Genomic DNA, 16,635 nt, shown 5'->3' with positions numbered 1-16,635 from the left:
TCCATTGCCCCACAATCCCTGAGCCAAGGACCGTGATCGATGTGAAGGTCGGCATCCCCCGCGAGGTCAAGAACAACGAGTTCCGGGTGGCGATCACCCCCGCCGGCGTGCACGAGCTGGTGCGCAACGGCCACCAGGTCGTCGTCGAGCGGAACGCCGGCATCGGCTCCTCGATCCCCGACGAGGAGTACGTCGCGGCAGGCGCCGAGATCCTGGACACCGCCGACGAGGTGTGGGCCACCGCCGACCTGCTGCTGAAGGTCAAGGAACCGGTCGCCGAGGAGTACCACCGCCTCCGCAAGGACCAGATTCTCTTCACCTACCTGCACCTGGCCGCCTCCAAGGAGTGCACGGACGCGCTGCTGCAGTCCGGCACCACGGCGATCGCGTACGAGACCGTCGAGCTGCCCAACCGCGCGCTGCCGCTGCTCGCCCCGATGTCCGAGGTCGCGGGCCGCCTCGCCCCGCAGGTCGGCGCCTACCACCTGCTGGCCGCCAACGGCGGCCGCGGTGTGCTGCCCGGCGGCGTGCCCGGCGTGCAGGCCGCCAAGGCGGTCGTCATCGGCGGCGGCGTCTCCGGCTGGAACGCCGCGCAGATCGCCATCGGCATGGGCTTCCACGTGACCCTGCTCGACAAGGACATCAACAAGCTCAAGGAGGCGGACAAGATCTTCGGCACGAAGATCCAGACGGTCGTCTCCAACTCCTTCGAGCTGGAGAAGGCCTGCCTGGACGCCGACCTCGTGATCGGTGCCGTGCTCATCCCGGGTGCCAAGGCCCCCAAGCTGGTCACCAACGAGCTGGTGTCCCGGATGAAGGCCGGAAGTGTCCTTGTCGACATCGCGATCGACCAGGGCGGCTGCTTCGAGGACTCCCACCCGACCACGCACGCCGAGCCCACCTTCAAGGTCCACGACTCGGTGTTCTACTGCGTCGCCAACATGCCCGGCGCGGTGCCCAACACCTCCACCTACGCGCTGACCAACGCCACGCTGCCGTACATCGTCTCGCTGGCCAACAACGGCTGGGTGGAGGCGCTGCGCCGCGACCCCGCGCTCGCCAAGGGCCTCAACGTCCATGACGGCAAGGTGGTCTACCGGCAGGTCGCGGAGGCGCACGGCCTGGAGCACGTCGAGCTGGAGACGCTGCTCGGCTGACCCGCGCGCCCGCGACGGCGTCAATCCCCGTCGCAGACAAGGCGATACGTCAACACGTGTCGTCAACGCCACACATCCGGCCGGACCTTGTCCCGCAAGGTCCGGCCGGATGTGTGTATGGTCACTTCGCCGCACTAGGCCAACTCGCGGCGAAAGCACGCTTCGACCGATTCACGCACCGGTGAAACCTGCTGTGCGACGGTCGTACGCCCTTGACAGGGGGATGTTTCATTGCCGACACATCGGGCCGGGTCCGGCGGATTGTGTTGCTGCGGACGGCCGACACGCCATAGAGTCGCCAACCGTCGGCATGGTGCCACGCTGACCTGTCTAGAAGTTTCCTGGTCACCAAGGAGGTAGGACGACTTGTGAATGAGTCGACATTTACTCCCGGGGGTGGTCAACCAGGAACGCCGATGCGGGGCCAGGCGCCCTCGCGGCTCGAGGCTGTCGGCTCCGTCGCAGTGCGCACCTTCGCAGCCCACCAGGGTCACCAGGTGACAGGGGTGACCCCGTCAGCACACCAGAGCATGGATGGCCATCACGTGAACGCCATGGCCGGCGACGGAAGTGGCGCGCCCCACGACCACTTCGCCGACTACGACGACCTGCCCGACGGGCACTTCTACGACCCCGACGCCGAGTACGAGCCCGACCCCGAGTACGCGGCCACCCTCGCACCCGACGCCGCCCGCCAGCGTCGTGAGCGCATCGGCCCGACCGGACGCCCCTTGCCGTACTTCCCCATCCCGGGCCCGCTGACCGAGCACGGCCCCGCGACGATCATCGCCATGTGCAACCAGAAGGGCGGCGTCGGCAAGACGACGTCGACCATCAACCTGGGTGCCGCGCTCGCGGAGTACGGCCGGCGCGTGCTGCTCGTGGACTTCGACCCGCAGGGCGCGCTGTCGGTCGGTCTCGGCGTCAACCCCATGGAGCTGGACCTGACGGTCTACAACCTGCTCATGGAGCGGGGCATGTCCGCCGACGAGGTCCTGCTGAAGACGGCGGTCCCCAACATGGACCTGCTGCCCAGCAACATCGACCTGTCGGCCGCCGAGGTGCAGCTGGTCTCCGAGGTCGCCCGCGAGTCGACCCTGCAGCGCGCGCTCAAGCCGCTGATGGACGACTACGACTACATCGTCATCGACTGTCAGCCCTCGCTCGGCCTGCTCACCGTCAACGCGCTCACCGCGGCGCACAAGGTGATCGTGCCGCTGGAGTGCGAGTTCTTCGCGCTCCGCGGCGTCGCCCTGCTGACCGAGACGATCGAGAAGGTGCAGGAGCGGCTCAACCCCGACCTGCAGCTCGACGGGATCCTCGCCACGATGTACGACTCGCGCACCGTGCACAGCCGCGAGGTGCTGGCCCGTGTGGTCGAGGCGTTCGACGACCACGTCTACCACACGGTCATCGGGCGCACGGTCCGCTTCCCGGAGACCACGGTCGCCGGTGAGCCGATCACCACCTACGCCTCCAACTCCGTCGGTGCCGCCGCCTACCGCCAGCTCGCCAGGGAGGTGCTCGCCCGGTGTCACGCCGAGTGAGTCTGCCCGGAGCCGACGAACTCTTCCGCACGACAGGGGGGATGTCGCTCCAGGCGTCCACTCCCCGGCGCCAGACCCCCGGCGAGGCCCGGGTGCCCGCCCCCGCAGGGGAGAGCGACCCGGCGGCCGCGACCGGCGACGACGCCCCGCAGGCGGTCCCCGCACGCGGCGGTGACGGTGACGGCGCGGAACACGCCGCCGCCCAGCCGGCCGACACGACGGAGCCCCGCAGCCGCACCGCGGAGCGCCCCGCGCGACGCCAGGCCGTGCCCGAGACACCGGCCGCCGTCGCTCCGCGCAAGCGCGGCCGGGCCGCGACCCGCCGGCCCAGCGGACGCGAACGGCACGACGAGAAGATCACGGTCTATGTCTCCGCCGAGGAGCTGATGGACCTGGAGCACGCCCGCCTGGTGCTCCGCGGCGAACACGGCCTCGCCGTCGACCGCGGCCGCATCGTCCGCGAGGCCGTCGCCGTGGTCCTCGCCGACCTGGAGACCCGCGGGGACGCCAGCATCCTCGTGCGCCGGCTGCGTGGGCGCTAGCCGGTAGCCTGCGGAGGCCATGACCTCGAACGACCCTTCCGCCTCCGCCCCCGGCCGGCGCCGCCCGCTGGGCAGAGGCCCGTTCGCCGCCGCGCTCCGCGCCGAGTCGCCCGCGGCCGGCGCGGAGCCGGCCGCGACGACCGCCGAGCGGACTTCGGTGCCGGCGCCGCAGGAGGCGACGCCCTCCCGCGTGACCGCGCCCGGGCCGACGGCCGTGCCGCCGCCCGGGCCCGCGCCGCAGCGCGCACCCGTGCCGCCGGGCGGGCAGGGAGCCGGGCCGGCCGAGCCGGGCGGCGAGGCCGCAGGCGAGAACGACGGCGCGGTCTTCACCGTGCGGCTGGACAACTTCGAAGGCCCCTTCGACCTGCTGCTCCAGCTGATCTCCAAGCACAAGCTGGACGTCACCGAGGTCGCGCTGTCGAAGGTCACCGACGAGTTCATCGCGCACATCCGCGCCATGGGGCCGGACTGGGACCTGGACCGCACCACCGAGTTCCTCGTCGTGGCCGCCACCCTGCTGGACCTCAAGGCGGCCCGGCTGCTGCCCGCCGCCGAGGTGGAGGACGAGGCCGACCTGGCCCTGCTGGAGGCCCGCGACCTGCTGTTCGCGCGGCTGCTGCAGTACCGGGCGTACAAGCAGGTCGCGGAGATCTTCGAGCAGCGCCTGCAGGACGAGGCCCGCCGCCACCCCCGCACCGTCGGCCTCGAACCCCATCACGCCGAGCTGCTGCCCGAGGTCGTCATCAGCATCGGGCCCGAGGGGTTCGCCAGGCTCGCCGTCAAGGCGATGCAGCCCAAACCCCCGCCCCAGGTGTACGTCGGCCACATCCACGCCCCGCTGGTCAGCGTGCAGGAGCAGGCGGCCGTCGTGGTGGCACGGCTGCGCTCGCTGGGCGAGGCCACCTTCCGCACCCTGGTCGAGGACACCGACGACACCCTCACCGTCGTGGCCCGCTTCCTGGCGCTGCTGGAGCTGTACCGGGAGAAGGCCGTCGCCCTGGAGCAACAGACGGCGCTGGGCGAGCTGACCGTACGGTGGACCGGCGGCGACGGTGACGGCACACCGGCGGTGACCGACGAGTTCGACCGTCCGGCCGCCCGGCCCCCGGACGGGGCCGGGCACCAGGAGCAGGCCGAGGAGACGAAGGCGTGAGCGAGCAGACGCAGACCACCGGGCAGCGCCCCCAGGACCCGCCCGGCGCCCCCGGCCGCGAGCTGAAGCCCGCCCTGGAGGCGGTGCTCATGGTCGTGGACGAACCCGTGACCGAGGAACGGCTGGCCAAGGCGGTGCAGCGGCCCGTCCGGCAGGTCGCGGACGCGCTGCGCGAGCTGGCCGACGAGTACACGGTGCAGCGCCGCGGCTTCGAGCTGCGCCGCATCGCCGGCGGCTGGCGCTTCTACAGCCGCCCCGCATACGCCGACGCCGTGGAGAACTTCGTGCTCGACGGCCAGCAGGCCCGGCTCACCCAGGCCGCGCTGGAGACCCTCGCCGTGGTCGCCTACCGCCAGCCGGTCAGCCGCAGCCGGGTCTCCGCCGTGCGCGGCGTCAACTGCGACGGTGTGATGCGCACCCTGCTGCAACGCGGTCTGGTCGAGGAGGCGGGCACGGAACCCGAGACAGGTGCGATCCTGTACAGGACGACGAACTACTTCCTGGAGCGGATGGGCCTGCGCGGCTTGGACGAGCTCCCGGACCTCGCGCCCTTCCTGCCGGAGGCGGAGGAGATCGAGGCCGAGACCCAGGAAGGGGTGCCGTCGTTCGACCCGGACGCACCCGATGACGCGCCGGGTCCGCTCCGGGGCACTCCGGGCACCGACGACGACGAAGACGACCAGACGGAACTTTGATGCGAAGCAGCGGCAAGAGCGGCGGGCGCGGTAACTACCGCGGAGCCGGCAACAACAGGGACTACAAGCAGGGGCAAGGCCGCCCCCGCAGGCCCCGCCCCGAGGAGCGCCGCTACGACGTGGGCCCGGGCGCCGCCAAGAGCGGCCCCAAGTCCGGGCGCGGCGCCTCGGCGCGCGGCGGCGCCAAGGGCGGCCCGCAGGGCGCCAAGAAGAACCGGGGCCGTACGGCCCCCGCGCGCCCGCGCGAGTACGAGGCGCAGATCGAGGAACGCAACCGCGCACGCTACGCGGACAAGAAGGACCTCAAGCTGCCCAAGACCTTCCCGGGCGCCGAGCAGGAGGGCGAGCGGCTGCAGAAGGTGCTGGCCCGGGCCGGCTACGGCTCCCGGCGCGCCTGCGAGGAGCTGATCGAGCAGGCGCGGGTCGAGGTCAACGGCGAGATCGTCCTGGAGCAGGGCCGCCGGGTGGACCCGGACAAGGACGAGATCAAGGTCGACGGCCTGACGGTGGCGACGCAGTCGTACCAGTTCTTCGCGCTGAACAAGCCCGCCGGCGTGGTGTCGACGATGGAGGATCCCGAGGGCCGGCAGTGCCTCGGCGACTACGTGACCAACCGCGAGACGCGGCTGTTCCACGTCGGCCGGCTGGACACCGAGACCGAGGGCGTGATCCTGCTCACCAACCACGGCGAGCTGGCCCACCGCCTCACCCACCCCCGGTACGGCGTGCGCAAGACCTACCTCGCGCACATCGTCGGCCCCATCCCGCGCGACCTGGGCAAGCGGCTCAAGGACGGTGTCCAGCTGGACGACGGCTACGCGCGCGCGGACCACTTCCGGGTCGTGGAGCAGACCGGCAAGAACTACCTCGTCGAGGTGACCCTGCACGAGGGCCGCAAGCACATCGTCCGCCGCATGCTCGCCGCCGTGGGCTTCCCGGTGGACCGCCTGGTGCGCACCGCCTTCGGTCCGATCACCCTCGGCGACCAGAAGTCCGGCTGGCTGCGCCGCCTGTCCAACACCGAGGTCGGCATGCTGATGAAGGCCGTCGACCTCTAGGCCCACGGCATGCTGGAGCCGCCGCCCGGCGCGCCGGGCGGCGGTCACACAGGCCGCGGCTCAGGTCAGGCGGACGGTGCCGCCCGACACGGTGATGCGCTTCGCCTCCAGCGGCTGCTGCGCCGGCCCCCGGCTGACCGTGCCGTCCTCGGCGCGGAACGCACTGCCGTGACAGGGGCACTCGATGGCACCGTTCACCACCCGGTTCACGGTACAGCCCTGGTGGGTGCAGACCGCGGAGAACGCCTTGAACTCACCGGCCTTCGGCTGGGTGACGACGACCTTCTGCGCGGCGAACACCTTGCCGCCGCCGACGGGGATGTCCACGGTGCGCCCCAGCTCCTCGCCGGCGGCCACCCCGCGCGTCTGAGCGGGCGCCGCCTGCCTGTCCGCGGCGGCCGGAGCGGAGGAGGTCGCGGCCGAGCTGCCGCCGTCCGTGTCCGTGCCGCTGCAGCCGGCGACGAGCGCCGCCGCGCCCGTCGCGAGAACCATGCGCCGGGTCGAACCCTGAGTCATGCCGTCACTCCGTCAGATGCCGGGAGAGGAAGATCGCTCCGAGTGGAACGATCAGCATCTTGGCATCGAAAAAGCCCAAGACGAAGGAAATCCGAGCAAATCGGACTCGGGTTGTGTCGAAGGCGCCCGGCGTCCCCAGGGCCGCAACCGCCGGTCCCGTCCGGCGCACGCTCCCGGTGTCCCGGCAGGCGGCCGGTGTCCACGGCCCGGTGTCCCGGCAGGCGGTCGGCGCACGCCCGCCCTCCGGGAGGTGACTAGGCTGGACGCCGACACCCCAGCACGATCAGCGAGGAGCAGCACCGTGGCGGTACGAGCGGTCCGCGGGGCCGTCCAGCTGGAGCGGGACGAAGCCGGTCACATGGGCGAGCAGGTGGGAGCCCTGCTGACCGCCGTACTGGAACGCAACGGCCTGAGCACGGACGACCTGATCAGCATCTGGTTCACCGCCACGCCCGACCTGCACAGCGACTTCCCGGCGGCCGCCGCGCGCAGGCTCGGCATCACGGACGTGCCGCTCATCTGCGCCCAGGAACTGGACGTCGAGGGGGCCATGCCCCGTGTGGTCCGCATCCTGGCGCACGTCGAGTCCGACAAGCCCCGCTCCGGGATCGCCCACGTCTACCTCGGTGCGGCCGCCGCTCTGCGCAAGGACATCGCCCAGTGAGAACCGCACTCGTCCTCGGCACCGGCCTCATCGGCACCTCCGCCGCCCTTGCCCTGACGCAGCGCGGTGTGACCGTGCACCTGGCCGACCACGACCCCGAGCAGGCCCGTACCGCCGCGGCGCTGGGCGCCGGGACCGACACGGCGCCCGACGGCCCGGTCGACCTGGCCGTGGTGGCCGTGCCGCCCGCCCACGTGCCCGCCGTGCTCGCCGACGCCATGCGGCGCGAGACGGCCCGCGGCTACATCGACGTCGCCAGCGTCAAGGGCGGCCCGCGCCGCGACCTGGAGGCGCTCGGCCTGGACCTCACCCGCTACCTGGGCACCCACCCCATGTCGGGCCGGGAGAAGTCCGGGCCGCTGGCCGCCAGCGCCGATCTTTTCGAGGGCCGCCCCTGGGTGCTCACGCCCACCCGGGACACCGACACCGAGGTCCTCAACCTCGCCCTGGAGCTGGTTTCGTTCTGCCGCGCGGTTCCGGTCGTCATGGATGCCGACGCCCACGACCGTGCCGTGGCGCTCGTCTCCCACATGCCGCAGCTGGTCTCCAGCATGGTCGCCGCGCGCCTGGAGCACGCCGAGGAGGCGGCGGTGCGGCTGTGCGGGCAGGGCATCCGGGACGTGACCCGGATCGCCGCCTCCGACCCGCGCATGTGGATCGACATCCTGTCCGCCAACCCCGGGCCGGTCGCCGACCTGCTCTCCGACGTCGCCGCCGACCTGGACGACGCGGTGCGGGCCCTGCGCGCGCTGGAGTCCTCCGACGAGGCCAAGCGCCGCGAGGGCAGCAGCGGTATCGAGTCGCTGCTGCGGCGGGGCAACGCCGGACGGGTCCGCGTCCCCGGCAAGCACGGCTCGGCGCCGCGCTCCTACGAGGTCGTCGCCGTCCTCATCGACGACCAGCCCGGCCAGCTGGCCCGCATCTTCGCCGACGCGGGGGCGGCCGGGATCAACATCGAGGACGTGCGGATCGAGCACGCGACCGGGCAGCAGGCCGGCCTGGTGCAGCTCATGGTGGAACCGAAGGCCGTTCCCGTGCTCTCGGCCGCCCTGCGGGACCGCGGCTGGGCGCTGCGCCAGTAGACGGCGGCCGGTGCCGTCCCCCGCGGCGCCGCGCACACGGGCCGGGACCGCCACCCGTGGGGAGGTGTCCGCACAACCAGTAACCTTGTGCGGGGCGCCCCACGAGCCGGCGGCCCGCACACCCATCCGTCACCCTTCACCAGGAAGGTGCCCTGCTGTGGACAACGGCGCCGCCCGGACCGCCCAGCCCGTGATCGTCGCCATCGACGGCCCGTCCGGCACGGGCAAGTCGAGCACGTCGAAAGCCGTGGCCGCGCAGCTCGGCCTGCGCTACCTGGACACCGGAGCCCAGTACCGGGCGATCACCTGGTGGATGGTGACCAACGGAATCGACATCGACGACCCCACCGCGATCGCCGCCGTGGCCGGCAAGCCCGAGATCGTCTCCGGCACCGACCCGGCCAACCCGACGATCACCGTCGACGGCGTGGACGTCTCCGGCCCGATCCGCACCCAGGAGGTCACCGACAGGGTCAGTGCCGTCAGCGCGGTCCCGGAGGTGCGGGCGCGGATCACCGAGCTGCAGCGTTCCCTGGCCGCGGCCGCCGAGAACGGCATCGTCGTGGAGGGCCGCGACATCGGTACCACCGTGCTGCCGGACGCCGACCTGAAGATCTTCCTCACCGCTTCCCCGGAGGCCCGTGCCGCCCGCCGCAGCGGCGAGCTGAAGGGCGCCGACCTGCACTCCACCCGCGAGGCCCTGATCAAGCGGGACGCGGCCGACTCCAGCCGCAAGACCTCGCCGCTGGCCAAGGCCGAGGACGCGATCGAGGTGGACACCACCGACCTGACCCTGCCGCAGGTCATCGAGTGCGTCGTCACCCTCGTCGAGGAGAAGCGGGCCGGGAAGTGACCCAGCCGTCTCTTCCCTCGGCGAGGGGAGCCGAGGCCGGGCGACGGCTCGGCGTCGGCGTGATGCACGGGCTGTGGCGGCCCCGGGTGCTCGGCGCCTGGCGGGTCCCGGCCTCCGGGCCGCTGATCCTCGCGGTGAACCACTCCCACAACATCGACGGCCCTCTGGTCATGGGCGTGGCGCCCCGGCCGACGCACTTCCTGATCAAGAAGGAGGCGTTCGTCGGCCCGCTGGGCACCTTCCTGACCGGCATCGGCCAGCTGCCGGTGGACCGCTCCCGTCCCGACCGCACCGCCCTGACCCGCGCCCTCGACGTGCTGCGGGCCGGCGGGGTGCTGGGCATCTTCCCGGAGGGCACCCGGGGCGACGGCGACTTCGCCTCGCTGCGTGCCGGGCTGGCGTACTTCGCGGTGCGCGGCGCCGCGCCGATCGTGCCGGTCGCCGTCCTGGGCAGCGCCGAGCGGAAGGGACGGCTGGTCCCTGCACTGCCGCCGCTGCGCTCCCGCATCGACGTCGTCTTCGGCGAGCCCTTCGAGGCGGGGCAGGACGGCACCCGCCGTACGCGCCGGGCGCTGGACGAGGCGACCGAGCGCATCCGGAAACGGCTGACCGCCCACCTGGAAAACGCCAGGCGGCTGACCGGGCGGTCGGCGACACTTGAGTAGTGGATCAGCCCGTCGGCCGACGGGCCGCTCCACCGACCACCACGAACGGAACGACGAGGTACGGACTTCATGAACGACCAGAACCAGCCCGGCGACTCGGCTGCGCACGAGTACGACCACGGGGCACTCGGCGACGCCGAGTACGCGGAGTTCATGGAGCTGGCCGCGGAGGAGGGCTTCGACCTCGAGGACGTCGAGGGTGCCATCGAGGCCGCCGGACACGGCCCGCTGCCCGTGCTCGCCGTCGTCGGCCGCCCCAATGTCGGCAAATCCACCCTGGTGAACCGGATCCTCGGCCGCCGCGAGGCGGTCGTGGAGGACCAGCCGGGCGTCACCCGGGACCGCGTGACCTACGAGGCCGAGTGGTCCGGCCGCCGCTTCAAGGTCGTCGACACCGGCGGCTGGGAGCAGGACGTGCTCGGCATCGACGCGTCCGTCGCCGCGCAGGCCGAGTACGCGATCGACGCCGCCGACGCGGTGGTCTTCGTGGTCGACGCCAAGGTCGGCGCCACCGACACCGACGAGGCCGTGGTCCGGCTGCTGCGCAAGTCCGGCAAGCCGGTGGTGCTGTGCGCCAACAAGGTCGACGGCCCGAGCGGCGAGGCCGACGCGGCCTTTCTGTGGAACCTCGGCCTGGGCGAGCCCTACCCGGTCTCGGCGCTGCACGGCCGCGGCACCGGCGACATGCTGGACGCGGTGCTCGAGGTGCTGCCCGAGGCGCCGCGCCAGACCTTCGGCGGAACGGCCCTCGGTGGCCCGCGCCGGGTGGCCCTCATCGGCCGCCCGAACGTCGGCAAGTCCTCCCTGCTCAACAAGGTGGCCGGCGAGGAACGCGTCGTCGTCGACGAGCTGGCCGGCACCACCCGCGACCCGGTGGACGAGCTGATCGAACTCGGCGGCAAGACCTGGACGTTCGTGGACACCGCGGGCATCCGCAAGCGGGTCCATCTGCAGCAGGGCGCCGACTACTACGCCTCCCTGCGCACCGCCGCCGCGCTGGAGAAGGCGGAGGTCGCGGTCGTCCTGATCGACGCCTCGCAGTCCATCTCGGTCCAGGACCAGCGGATCATCACCATGGCCGTCGAGGCGGGCCGGGCGCTCGTCATCGCCTACAACAAGTGGGACACCCTCGACGAGGAGCGCCGCTTCTACCTGGAGCGGGAGATCGAGGCCGAGCTGGGCCAGGTCTCCTGGGCGCCGCGCGTCAACGTCTCCGCCCGCACCGGCCGCCATGTGGAGAAGCTGGTGCCGGCCCTGGAGACGGCCCTGGCCGGCTGGGAGACCCGGGTCCCCACCGGACGCCTCAACGCCTTCCTCGGCGAGCTGGTCGCGGCCCACCCGCACCCGGTGCGGGGCGGCAAGCAGCCGCGCATCCTGTTCGGCACCCAGGCCGGCACCAAGCCGCCGCGGTTCGTGCTGTTCGCCTCCGGTTTCATCGAGGCCGGCTACCGGCGCTTCATCGAGCGCCGGCTGCGCGAGGAGTTCGGCTTCGAGGGCACGCCCATCCACATCTCGGTGCGGGTGCGCGAGCGGCGCGGCAAGAAGAAGTAACGACGAGCTGCGGCAAGAGGGCGTCCCCCGGATCGGGGGACGCCCTCCGCCGTGGACGGGCCGGGCGTCATGTGCCGCGGCGCGGGCCGGGAGGCAGCGCGGCCGGGGTGGCCCGGTGTCCCGTGTCCTGCCGGGGCAGGGGGCCGACGCGCTGCCACGGGGACTGCTGCCGCCCGCCGTACTGCCGGGTGCCGTAGGACCCGGCGCCGTAGGTGCGGTACCCGTGGGAGCTCGTGCCCTGCGACAGGCTGCCGAACCCGGTGAACCGCAGGTCCTCCTCACCGGTCCGGTCGCCCGGCAGGGTCCGGTAGGACGTGACGTACTCCGCGTAGAGCGCGTCGTAGATCGGCGTGGCCGAGAAGCCGCCCTGGGAGTCCTGGGCCGGCCGTGCGGACCGGACCGGCGGATAGGACTGGCGGCGAGGAGCGTCATATGCGTGCACGTATGTGCAAACGACCCCGAGGCCGAAGGGATGCGGCTCAGCTTCCGGTTCCGGCCAGCGGCAGCGTCGCCGCGACCAGCCGCCCCTCGGCCGCCGCCTTGTCCAGCGCCGCGCGCAGCAGGTCCTCCCGCGGCTGCCGCCCGATGGACCCGACCGGCGCCGCGCACACCACCACCTGCTGGTGCTTGCCGGCCGCGGTCCGCCAGCCGTCGCTGACCGTGAGCGGCTGGTGCGCCTGCCACCAGGCCACCGGCTGCCCGCCGCCCGGGCCGGGCATCAGCACGGCGTGCAGCTGCCCCGCGGCCAGCAGCACCGACCAGCCGTGCAGCACCTGCGGCACCGCGTCGAGGCCGCTCACGGGCTGGAAGCCCTGCTCCACGAGGAGGGTCAGGAACTCGTCGCCGGGGCCGGTCGTGCCCGGCCGGACGATGGGCGCCGTGGGCTCGACGACCAGGGCCGGGTGGAGTTCCCCGGAGATCAGCACCAGCCCGCTGGTCACGCCGAGCACGGCCTGCTCCGGCACGGGCGGCCGCGCACCGGGCTGCGGGGCGGCGGTCTGCGGCGGCACGGGCTGCGGGGCGGCGGTCTGCGGCGGCACGGGCTGCTGGGCGACGGGCTGCGCGGCGGGCGCGTACTGCGGGGGCACACCGCCCTGGGCGGCGGCGTCCGCGGTGATGGAACGCACCGCGCCCCGCAGTTGCTCCTCGGTGACCTTGACGACCTGGGAGGGCAGGCAGGTGGCGTGGGCGAAGGCGAGAACGGCGGTCTCCTCCCCGACGAACAGGACGGTGCTGGTGCGTTCCTGTTCCACGTCGCCGGGGGTGCGGCAGGAGGTGCAGTCGTAACTGCCCGGGGCGGTCTCTCCGGCGAGCAGCCGGTCGGCCTCTTCGTCGCCGATCTCGGCGCGTACGGCGTCGCTGACGTCGAGCATGCGCGGCACGGGTGGCTCCCTCGGGATGCGGTACATGGCCGGGCCGGGGGCTCCCGGCCCGGGAACCGGGCGGGCCCCCGGCTCATGCAGAAGACAACGCAGGATCCGTGGCGGGAGTCACGCCCCGCGCCGAACGGAATCGAACCGCCCGGCGCGCCGGAGCACGCCGGGCGCGCACGCGGCCGGCCGTCGTCAACTGCCCTGCGAGGCAGGGGGGATGACGGGACGGGAGGGGCGGGGGAGAGCCGTCCCGCTGGCCGGCGCCTGAGGGAAACCCGGTCGGCACCTCAGGGAAAGGGAGGAATGAAGGGGGTGGCCGGAAAGGCCGGTTCCCGTGGTGGCGGTCGCCGCCCGGCCGGGTGGCCGGCGCGCACGGCGATGCGCCGTGCCGAGTCTGTGAGTTTCCTGTGGGCGCACCGGTTTCCGGTTCCGGTTCCGGCGTCCGGCGTTCCGGAGAAATGAGGGGTGATCCTCTCGTGCGCCCGGCGCCATGACCGCTTGCCCGTCCGAATTCCGCCGTCTCTTTCGAGCCGTCCGCGTGCCCTCCGGTGTGCCGCTCACCGTCTTCCCGGCGCGCTTTTCCCTTCTTTTTCCGGCGCCGTGCGGTCCCGGGAGATTTCGCGTCCGGCGGTGACTTTGCGTGTCCCGCCGGGCTTTCGCAGCCCGGGGAGAGGGCCTAGCGTGACGGTATGGCACCCATACCCACTCCGCCGGCGGAGCCCCAGGACAGTCCCGAACGGTACGTCGGCCTCGAGGCCGGGCAGGCCGAGAGGCTGGCGCGGGAGCGGGGCTGGACCACGGTCCGCTCGCTGCCGCCGGGCGCCGTCATCACCATGGAGTACCGGTTCGGGCGGCTCAATTTCGAGGTCCGTGACGGGCGGGTGGCCCGCGCCTGGAAGGGCTGAGCGACACCACGGCGACACCATGGCGAAGGGGGCGCCGCAGCTGTGCGGCGCCCCCTTGTCGTGCGGCCGTCCGGGCCGGGATGCCGCTCAGGACCGTGTGGTGGTGGACGTCGTGCCCCGCGGCGAGCGGCCCGGGTGCGCCGGCCGGCGGCTGCCGGCGAGCACGGCGCGTTCCGCGCGGCTCGCGGGTGGTCCTCCCAGGTACACCGGCGGTCGCGGCGCACGGCCCGCGGCAACCGTCTCGCGGGCCACCGCCTCCCGCGGGGCGGGGGAGCGCGGAGCGAGCACCACGGGGACACCGGCGGCCTCGGCCGGCGCCGCCGTCGCACCGCGGCCACGGCGTGCGCGCCACCGATCGCGCCAGCGGTCGCGCAGCGCGAGGATTCCCTGCTCGGCCCGGGCGGTCAGCGGCTCGAACCACGGCAGGGCCAGCAGGATGAGCAGCCCGGCCGCCCAGCCGAGCAGGACGTCGCTGAGCCAGTGCGTGCCGAGGTAGACGGTGGTCAGGCCCACGCCGAGCGAGGTCACCGCCGATCCGGCCGACAGCCAGCGGCGCGCCCGGGCGGTGGAGGCCAGGTAGGCGAGGATGCCCCAGGTCACCACGGCGTTCGCGGTGTGGCCGCTGGGAAATATGTCGCCGCCCAAGCCCATCTCGTTGGAGCCGATCACGGTGGCGTAGTGCGGTCCGAGGCGCCCCATGCCGTACTTCGCGGCGCCCACCGTGACGTTCAGCAGGAGCAGCGAGGTGGCCAGGGTGAGCAGCGGGCGCAGGGTGTGCTGCCGCCAGGAGCGCCAGCCGAGCCAGGCGGCGACCATCACCGCGGTGGGGCCGCGCTGGCCGAGCACCACGTAGTAGTCGAGGAACGCGTGGATCTGCGGCCACTGCTGGTAGGGGCGGAAGAACATCACCTGCCAGTCAAGGCGCACCAGCCAGGAAGTGGTCACCACGGCCCAGACGATCGCCAGGTAGAAGGCCAGCGTCGCCGAGAACAGCACGAACCGGTGCCTGCTCATCGTCGGTACGTCGATGTGCGCCGGTCGTTGCGGCTCACGGTCCAGCCTGGCGAAGACCCGGTCCAGGCGGGCGAGGGTTCCTTCGGTACGCACCCCATCGACGTTACAGGGAGTGAGGGTGGCTTCCCGACGCATCACGGGGTTCGTGATGACGATGTGATGTGGGATTGCTCTCAGCGTGTCATTCTTTTGCCCATTCTGGAAAGAGCACGCTCGGGACACCGTAAATTCTCCGGGGCGTTCCGGTGTGTTCTTATGCTGCGCTTATGAATACGGTGTCCGGGCGCTCACGGGGGAATTCACCGTGTGCACACAGCGGTCGGCGGGCGGGCTGTGGCCGACGCCAGGAGCGGCGGGCGCGCGCGGGGAATGCTCACGCGGCTGCTCACGGGGGGCCGGAGCCGTTCAGCCAGAACGCCCCGTACACCGCCGAGGCCAGCGCGCATCCGCCGGTCACCAGGGCCGCCCGGCGGGTGCGCAGCCCGGCGAGCGCCGTGGCGAGCGGCAGCAGCAGGGGAAAGGCGGGCAGCAGCAGCCGCGGCTTGGAGCCGAAGTAGCCCGACGCGCACAGCGCCAGCGCGGTCATGACGCCGGAGTAGACGAGCAGGGGCAGCGGCTGCCGCTGTCTCGCGCCCATGACGTACAGCCAGATCACCAGTGCGACACCGGCGGTGAGCCCGAGCCCGGCCGGCACCGCGGAAAAGGAGGTGAACTTGCCTGCGACGAACCGGGCGAAGGCGTAGCCGCCGTCGAACCCGTTGTGCCAGCCGGCCTGGACGTCGAGGTAGCCGAGCGGACCCCGCCCGGTGCGGTGGCCGACCCACAGCACATAGCCGGCCGCGCCGAGCGGGGCCAGCAGCATGCCGAGGACACGGGGGAGCGCGGAGGGTGCGCCGCCCGCCGTCCCGTGACCGGTGCCGGACACACGCGCCGGGGCGGCCTCAGATGACGGACGCGGCAGGCCGTCCGCGGTGCGGGCGCGCGGGCCGTACCGGAACGACACCAGGACCGCCGCCCACACCGCGGCGATCACCGCGGCACCGACCGGCCGGGTCAGCCCCGCCGCCAGCGCCAGCACGCCCGCCGGCACCCAGCGCTCGGTCAGGACGCAGTACAACGACCAGGCGGCGAGCGCGGTGAACAGCGACTCGCTGTACGCCATCGACTGCACGATCCCGACCGGGACCACCGCCCACAGCAGCACCGCGCACACCCCGGCCCGCCGCCCGGCCACCAGATCGGCGACGGCGAAGACGCCCCAGGCCGCGGCGAGCGAGGCGAACTGGCTCACCAGGAAGCCCGCGTCCGCGCAACTCAGCGGGCCCAGTGCCGCCCCCAGCCGTTCCAGTAACGGCAGCAGCGGGAAGAAGGCCAGGTCGGAGTGGACGTCGCCGTCGGCGAGCCGCACCTGGTACCCGTAGCCGGCGCCGGCGATCCGGGCGTACCACAGCGCGTCCCAGCGGGCGGTCAGCAGGGTGTACGCGCTCGTGCCGCGCGCGGCGCTCCACACCGAAAGGACCAGCAGTTCCAGGGCGCGGACGGCCGCGTACCCGAGCAGTGCCGGGGCGGCGCGGCCCAGGCCGTGCCCGGCAGGGCCCGTCCGCCGCCAAGCGGACGACGCGGCTTTCCGGACACGGTCCGGCACCGTCGTGCGGGCCGCGGCCGCGCGCGTCTCAAGATCGCTCACAGCCCCGATTATCGACCGGCGCCCGCTCGGCCCGGCGCCCGCGTGCGGCCCCGCCCCCGGCGGACGTGAGGTACGCCACACGTGTCGGGGTGCGGCGGTGAGAGTTGGGCCACGTGACGAGGGAGGGGACTCGCGTACGCTGGCGTGCCACTCGCCGTTCCGTCACGCGGGCC

The 16,635-nt window shown here is 72.9% G+C and carries 17 protein-coding genes; 12 read left to right on the top strand and 5 right to left on the bottom strand.

All coding sequences use genetic code 11. The features are described from left to right. Positions 1–32 precede the first annotated feature (32 nt). From ald to IE286_RS15665, 6 genes are all read left to right on the top strand, one after another. Entirely contained in the window at positions 33–1,157 is a 1,125-nt protein-coding gene (ald, locus tag IE286_RS15690) for an alanine dehydrogenase (protein ID WP_189797341.1), read from the top strand. 416 nt (positions 1,158–1,573) lie between these two features. After that, positions 1,574–2,704: a ParA family protein gene (locus tag IE286_RS15685; RefSeq protein ID WP_168130782.1), complete on the top strand. Its 1,131-nt coding sequence runs from the start codon at positions 1,574–1,576 to the stop codon at positions 2,702–2,704. Next, positions 2,701–3,246 carry a hypothetical protein gene (locus IE286_RS15680; RefSeq protein WP_189797340.1) on the top strand — a complete coding sequence of 182 codons (546 nt, stop codon included), beginning with the start codon at positions 2,701–2,703 and terminating at the stop codon, positions 3,244–3,246. Before IE286_RS15685 ends, IE286_RS15680 begins: the two co-directional genes overlap by 4 nt. Positions 3,247–3,265: 19 nt before the next feature. Continuing rightward, the gene (locus IE286_RS15675) at positions 3,266–4,399 is read left to right on the top strand and encodes a segregation and condensation protein A (RefSeq protein WP_189797339.1); all 1,134 of its coding nucleotides are present in this window, start codon (positions 3,266–3,268) and stop codon (positions 4,397–4,399) included. Beyond that, positions 4,396–5,094: an SMC-Scp complex subunit ScpB gene (gene scpB, locus IE286_RS15670; protein ID WP_372462509.1), complete on the top strand. Its 699-nt coding sequence runs from the start codon at positions 4,396–4,398 to the stop codon at positions 5,092–5,094. Before IE286_RS15675 ends, scpB begins: the two co-directional genes overlap by 4 nt. Beyond that, positions 5,094–6,152, top strand: a complete 1,059-nt coding sequence (locus tag IE286_RS15665) for a pseudouridine synthase (protein ID WP_189797338.1) — start codon at positions 5,094–5,096, stop codon at positions 6,150–6,152. The genes scpB and IE286_RS15665 overlap by 1 nt, the downstream gene beginning before the upstream one ends. Positions 6,153–6,212: 60 nt before the next feature. On the opposite strand, the gene IE286_RS15660 is transcribed toward IE286_RS15665, so the two are convergent. Further along, positions 6,213–6,668, bottom strand: a complete 456-nt coding sequence (locus IE286_RS15660) for a Rieske (2Fe-2S) protein (protein WP_189797337.1) — start codon at positions 6,666–6,668, stop codon at positions 6,213–6,215. A 301-nt stretch (positions 6,669–6,969) separates the two neighbouring features. On the opposite strand from IE286_RS15660, the gene aroH reads away from it, so the two are divergent. From aroH to der, 5 genes are all read left to right on the top strand, one after another. Further along, a complete protein-coding gene (gene aroH / locus IE286_RS15655; protein WP_189797336.1) occupies positions 6,970–7,332 on the top strand; it encodes a chorismate mutase in 363 nt (120 codons plus the stop codon). Further along, positions 7,329–8,414 carry a prephenate dehydrogenase gene (locus IE286_RS15650; protein ID WP_189797335.1) on the top strand — a complete coding sequence of 362 codons (1,086 nt, stop codon included), beginning with the start codon at positions 7,329–7,331 and terminating at the stop codon, positions 8,412–8,414. The genes aroH and IE286_RS15650 overlap by 4 nt, the downstream gene beginning before the upstream one ends. Before the next feature lie 157 nt (positions 8,415–8,571). Next, entirely contained in the window at positions 8,572–9,267 is a 696-nt protein-coding gene (gene cmk / locus IE286_RS15645; protein ID WP_189797334.1) for a (d)CMP kinase, read from the top strand. 62 nt (positions 9,268–9,329) lie between these two features. Further along, positions 9,330–9,932: a lysophospholipid acyltransferase family protein gene (locus IE286_RS15640; RefSeq protein ID WP_189797367.1), complete on the top strand. Its 603-nt coding sequence runs from the start codon at positions 9,330–9,332 to the stop codon at positions 9,930–9,932. A 69-nt stretch (positions 9,933–10,001) separates the two neighbouring features. Continuing rightward, positions 10,002–11,483, top strand: coding sequence for a ribosome biogenesis GTPase Der (gene der / locus IE286_RS15635; RefSeq protein WP_189797333.1), 1,482 nt, complete (start codon positions 10,002–10,004; stop codon positions 11,481–11,483). 67 nt (positions 11,484–11,550) lie between these two features. On the opposite strand, the gene IE286_RS15630 is transcribed toward der, so the two are convergent. Together IE286_RS15630 and IE286_RS15625 are read right to left on the bottom strand one after the other, a co-directional pair. Beyond that, entirely contained in the window at positions 11,551–11,925 is a 375-nt protein-coding gene (locus tag IE286_RS15630) for a hypothetical protein (RefSeq protein ID WP_189797332.1), read from the bottom strand. A gap of 37 nt (positions 11,926–11,962) precedes the next feature. Next, positions 11,963–12,865, bottom strand: a complete 903-nt coding sequence (locus IE286_RS15625; protein ID WP_189797331.1) for a DUF8842 C-terminal domain-containing protein — start codon at positions 12,863–12,865, stop codon at positions 11,963–11,965. Positions 12,866–13,545: 680 nt separating this feature from the next. On the opposite strand from IE286_RS15625, the gene IE286_RS15620 reads away from it, so the two are divergent. Next, positions 13,546–13,761: an I78 family peptidase inhibitor gene (locus IE286_RS15620; protein ID WP_189797330.1), complete on the top strand. Its 216-nt coding sequence runs from the start codon at positions 13,546–13,548 to the stop codon at positions 13,759–13,761. Between the two features lie 87 nt (positions 13,762–13,848). Here the strand turns inward: IE286_RS15620 and IE286_RS15615 are convergent, their stop codons facing one another. Both IE286_RS15615 and IE286_RS15610 read right to left on the bottom strand, forming a co-directional pair. After that, positions 13,849–14,868 (bottom strand): phosphatase PAP2 family protein, encoded by a 1,020-nt coding sequence (locus IE286_RS15615; RefSeq protein WP_189797329.1) that lies wholly within the window; start codon positions 14,866–14,868, stop codon positions 13,849–13,851. A 292-nt stretch (positions 14,869–15,160) separates the two neighbouring features. Beyond that, the gene (locus IE286_RS15610; RefSeq protein WP_372462510.1) at positions 15,161–16,462 is read right to left on the bottom strand and encodes a putative hexosyltransferase; all 1,302 of its coding nucleotides are present in this window, start codon (positions 16,460–16,462) and stop codon (positions 15,161–15,163) included. Between the last annotated feature and the right edge of the window lie 173 nt (positions 16,463–16,635).

Origin of the sequence: Streptomyces thermodiastaticus (genome assembly GCF_014656135.1) — a bacterium.
Lineage (GTDB): Bacteria > Actinomycetota > Actinomycetes > Streptomycetales > Streptomycetaceae > Streptomyces > Streptomyces thermodiastaticus.
This window is presented reverse-complemented; position numbering and strand designations above follow the sequence as displayed.

Bases quoted from the DNA above. Each gene is read 5' to 3' on its own strand.
- IE286_RS15685 (WP_168130782.1), top strand. From the start codon at position 1,574: ATGCGGGGCCAGGCGCCCTCGCGGCTCGAGGCTGTCGGCTCCGTCGCA.
- IE286_RS15675 (WP_189797339.1), top strand. From the start codon at position 3,266: ATGACCTCGAACGACCCTTCCGCCTCCGCCCCCGGCCGGCGCCGCCCG.
- IE286_RS15665 (WP_189797338.1), top strand. From the start codon at position 5,094: ATGCGAAGCAGCGGCAAGAGCGGCGGGCGCGGTAACTACCGCGGAGCC.
- IE286_RS15660 (WP_189797337.1), bottom strand. From the start codon at position 6,668: ATGACTCAGGGTTCGACCCGGCGCATGGTTCTCGCGACGGGCGCGGCG.
- IE286_RS15640 (WP_189797367.1), top strand. From the start codon at position 9,330: ATGCACGGGCTGTGGCGGCCCCGGGTGCTCGGCGCCTGGCGGGTCCCG.
- der (WP_189797333.1), top strand. From the start codon at position 10,002: ATGAACGACCAGAACCAGCCCGGCGACTCGGCTGCGCACGAGTACGAC.
- IE286_RS15620 (WP_189797330.1), top strand. From the start codon at position 13,546: ATGGCACCCATACCCACTCCGCCGGCGGAGCCCCAGGACAGTCCCGAA.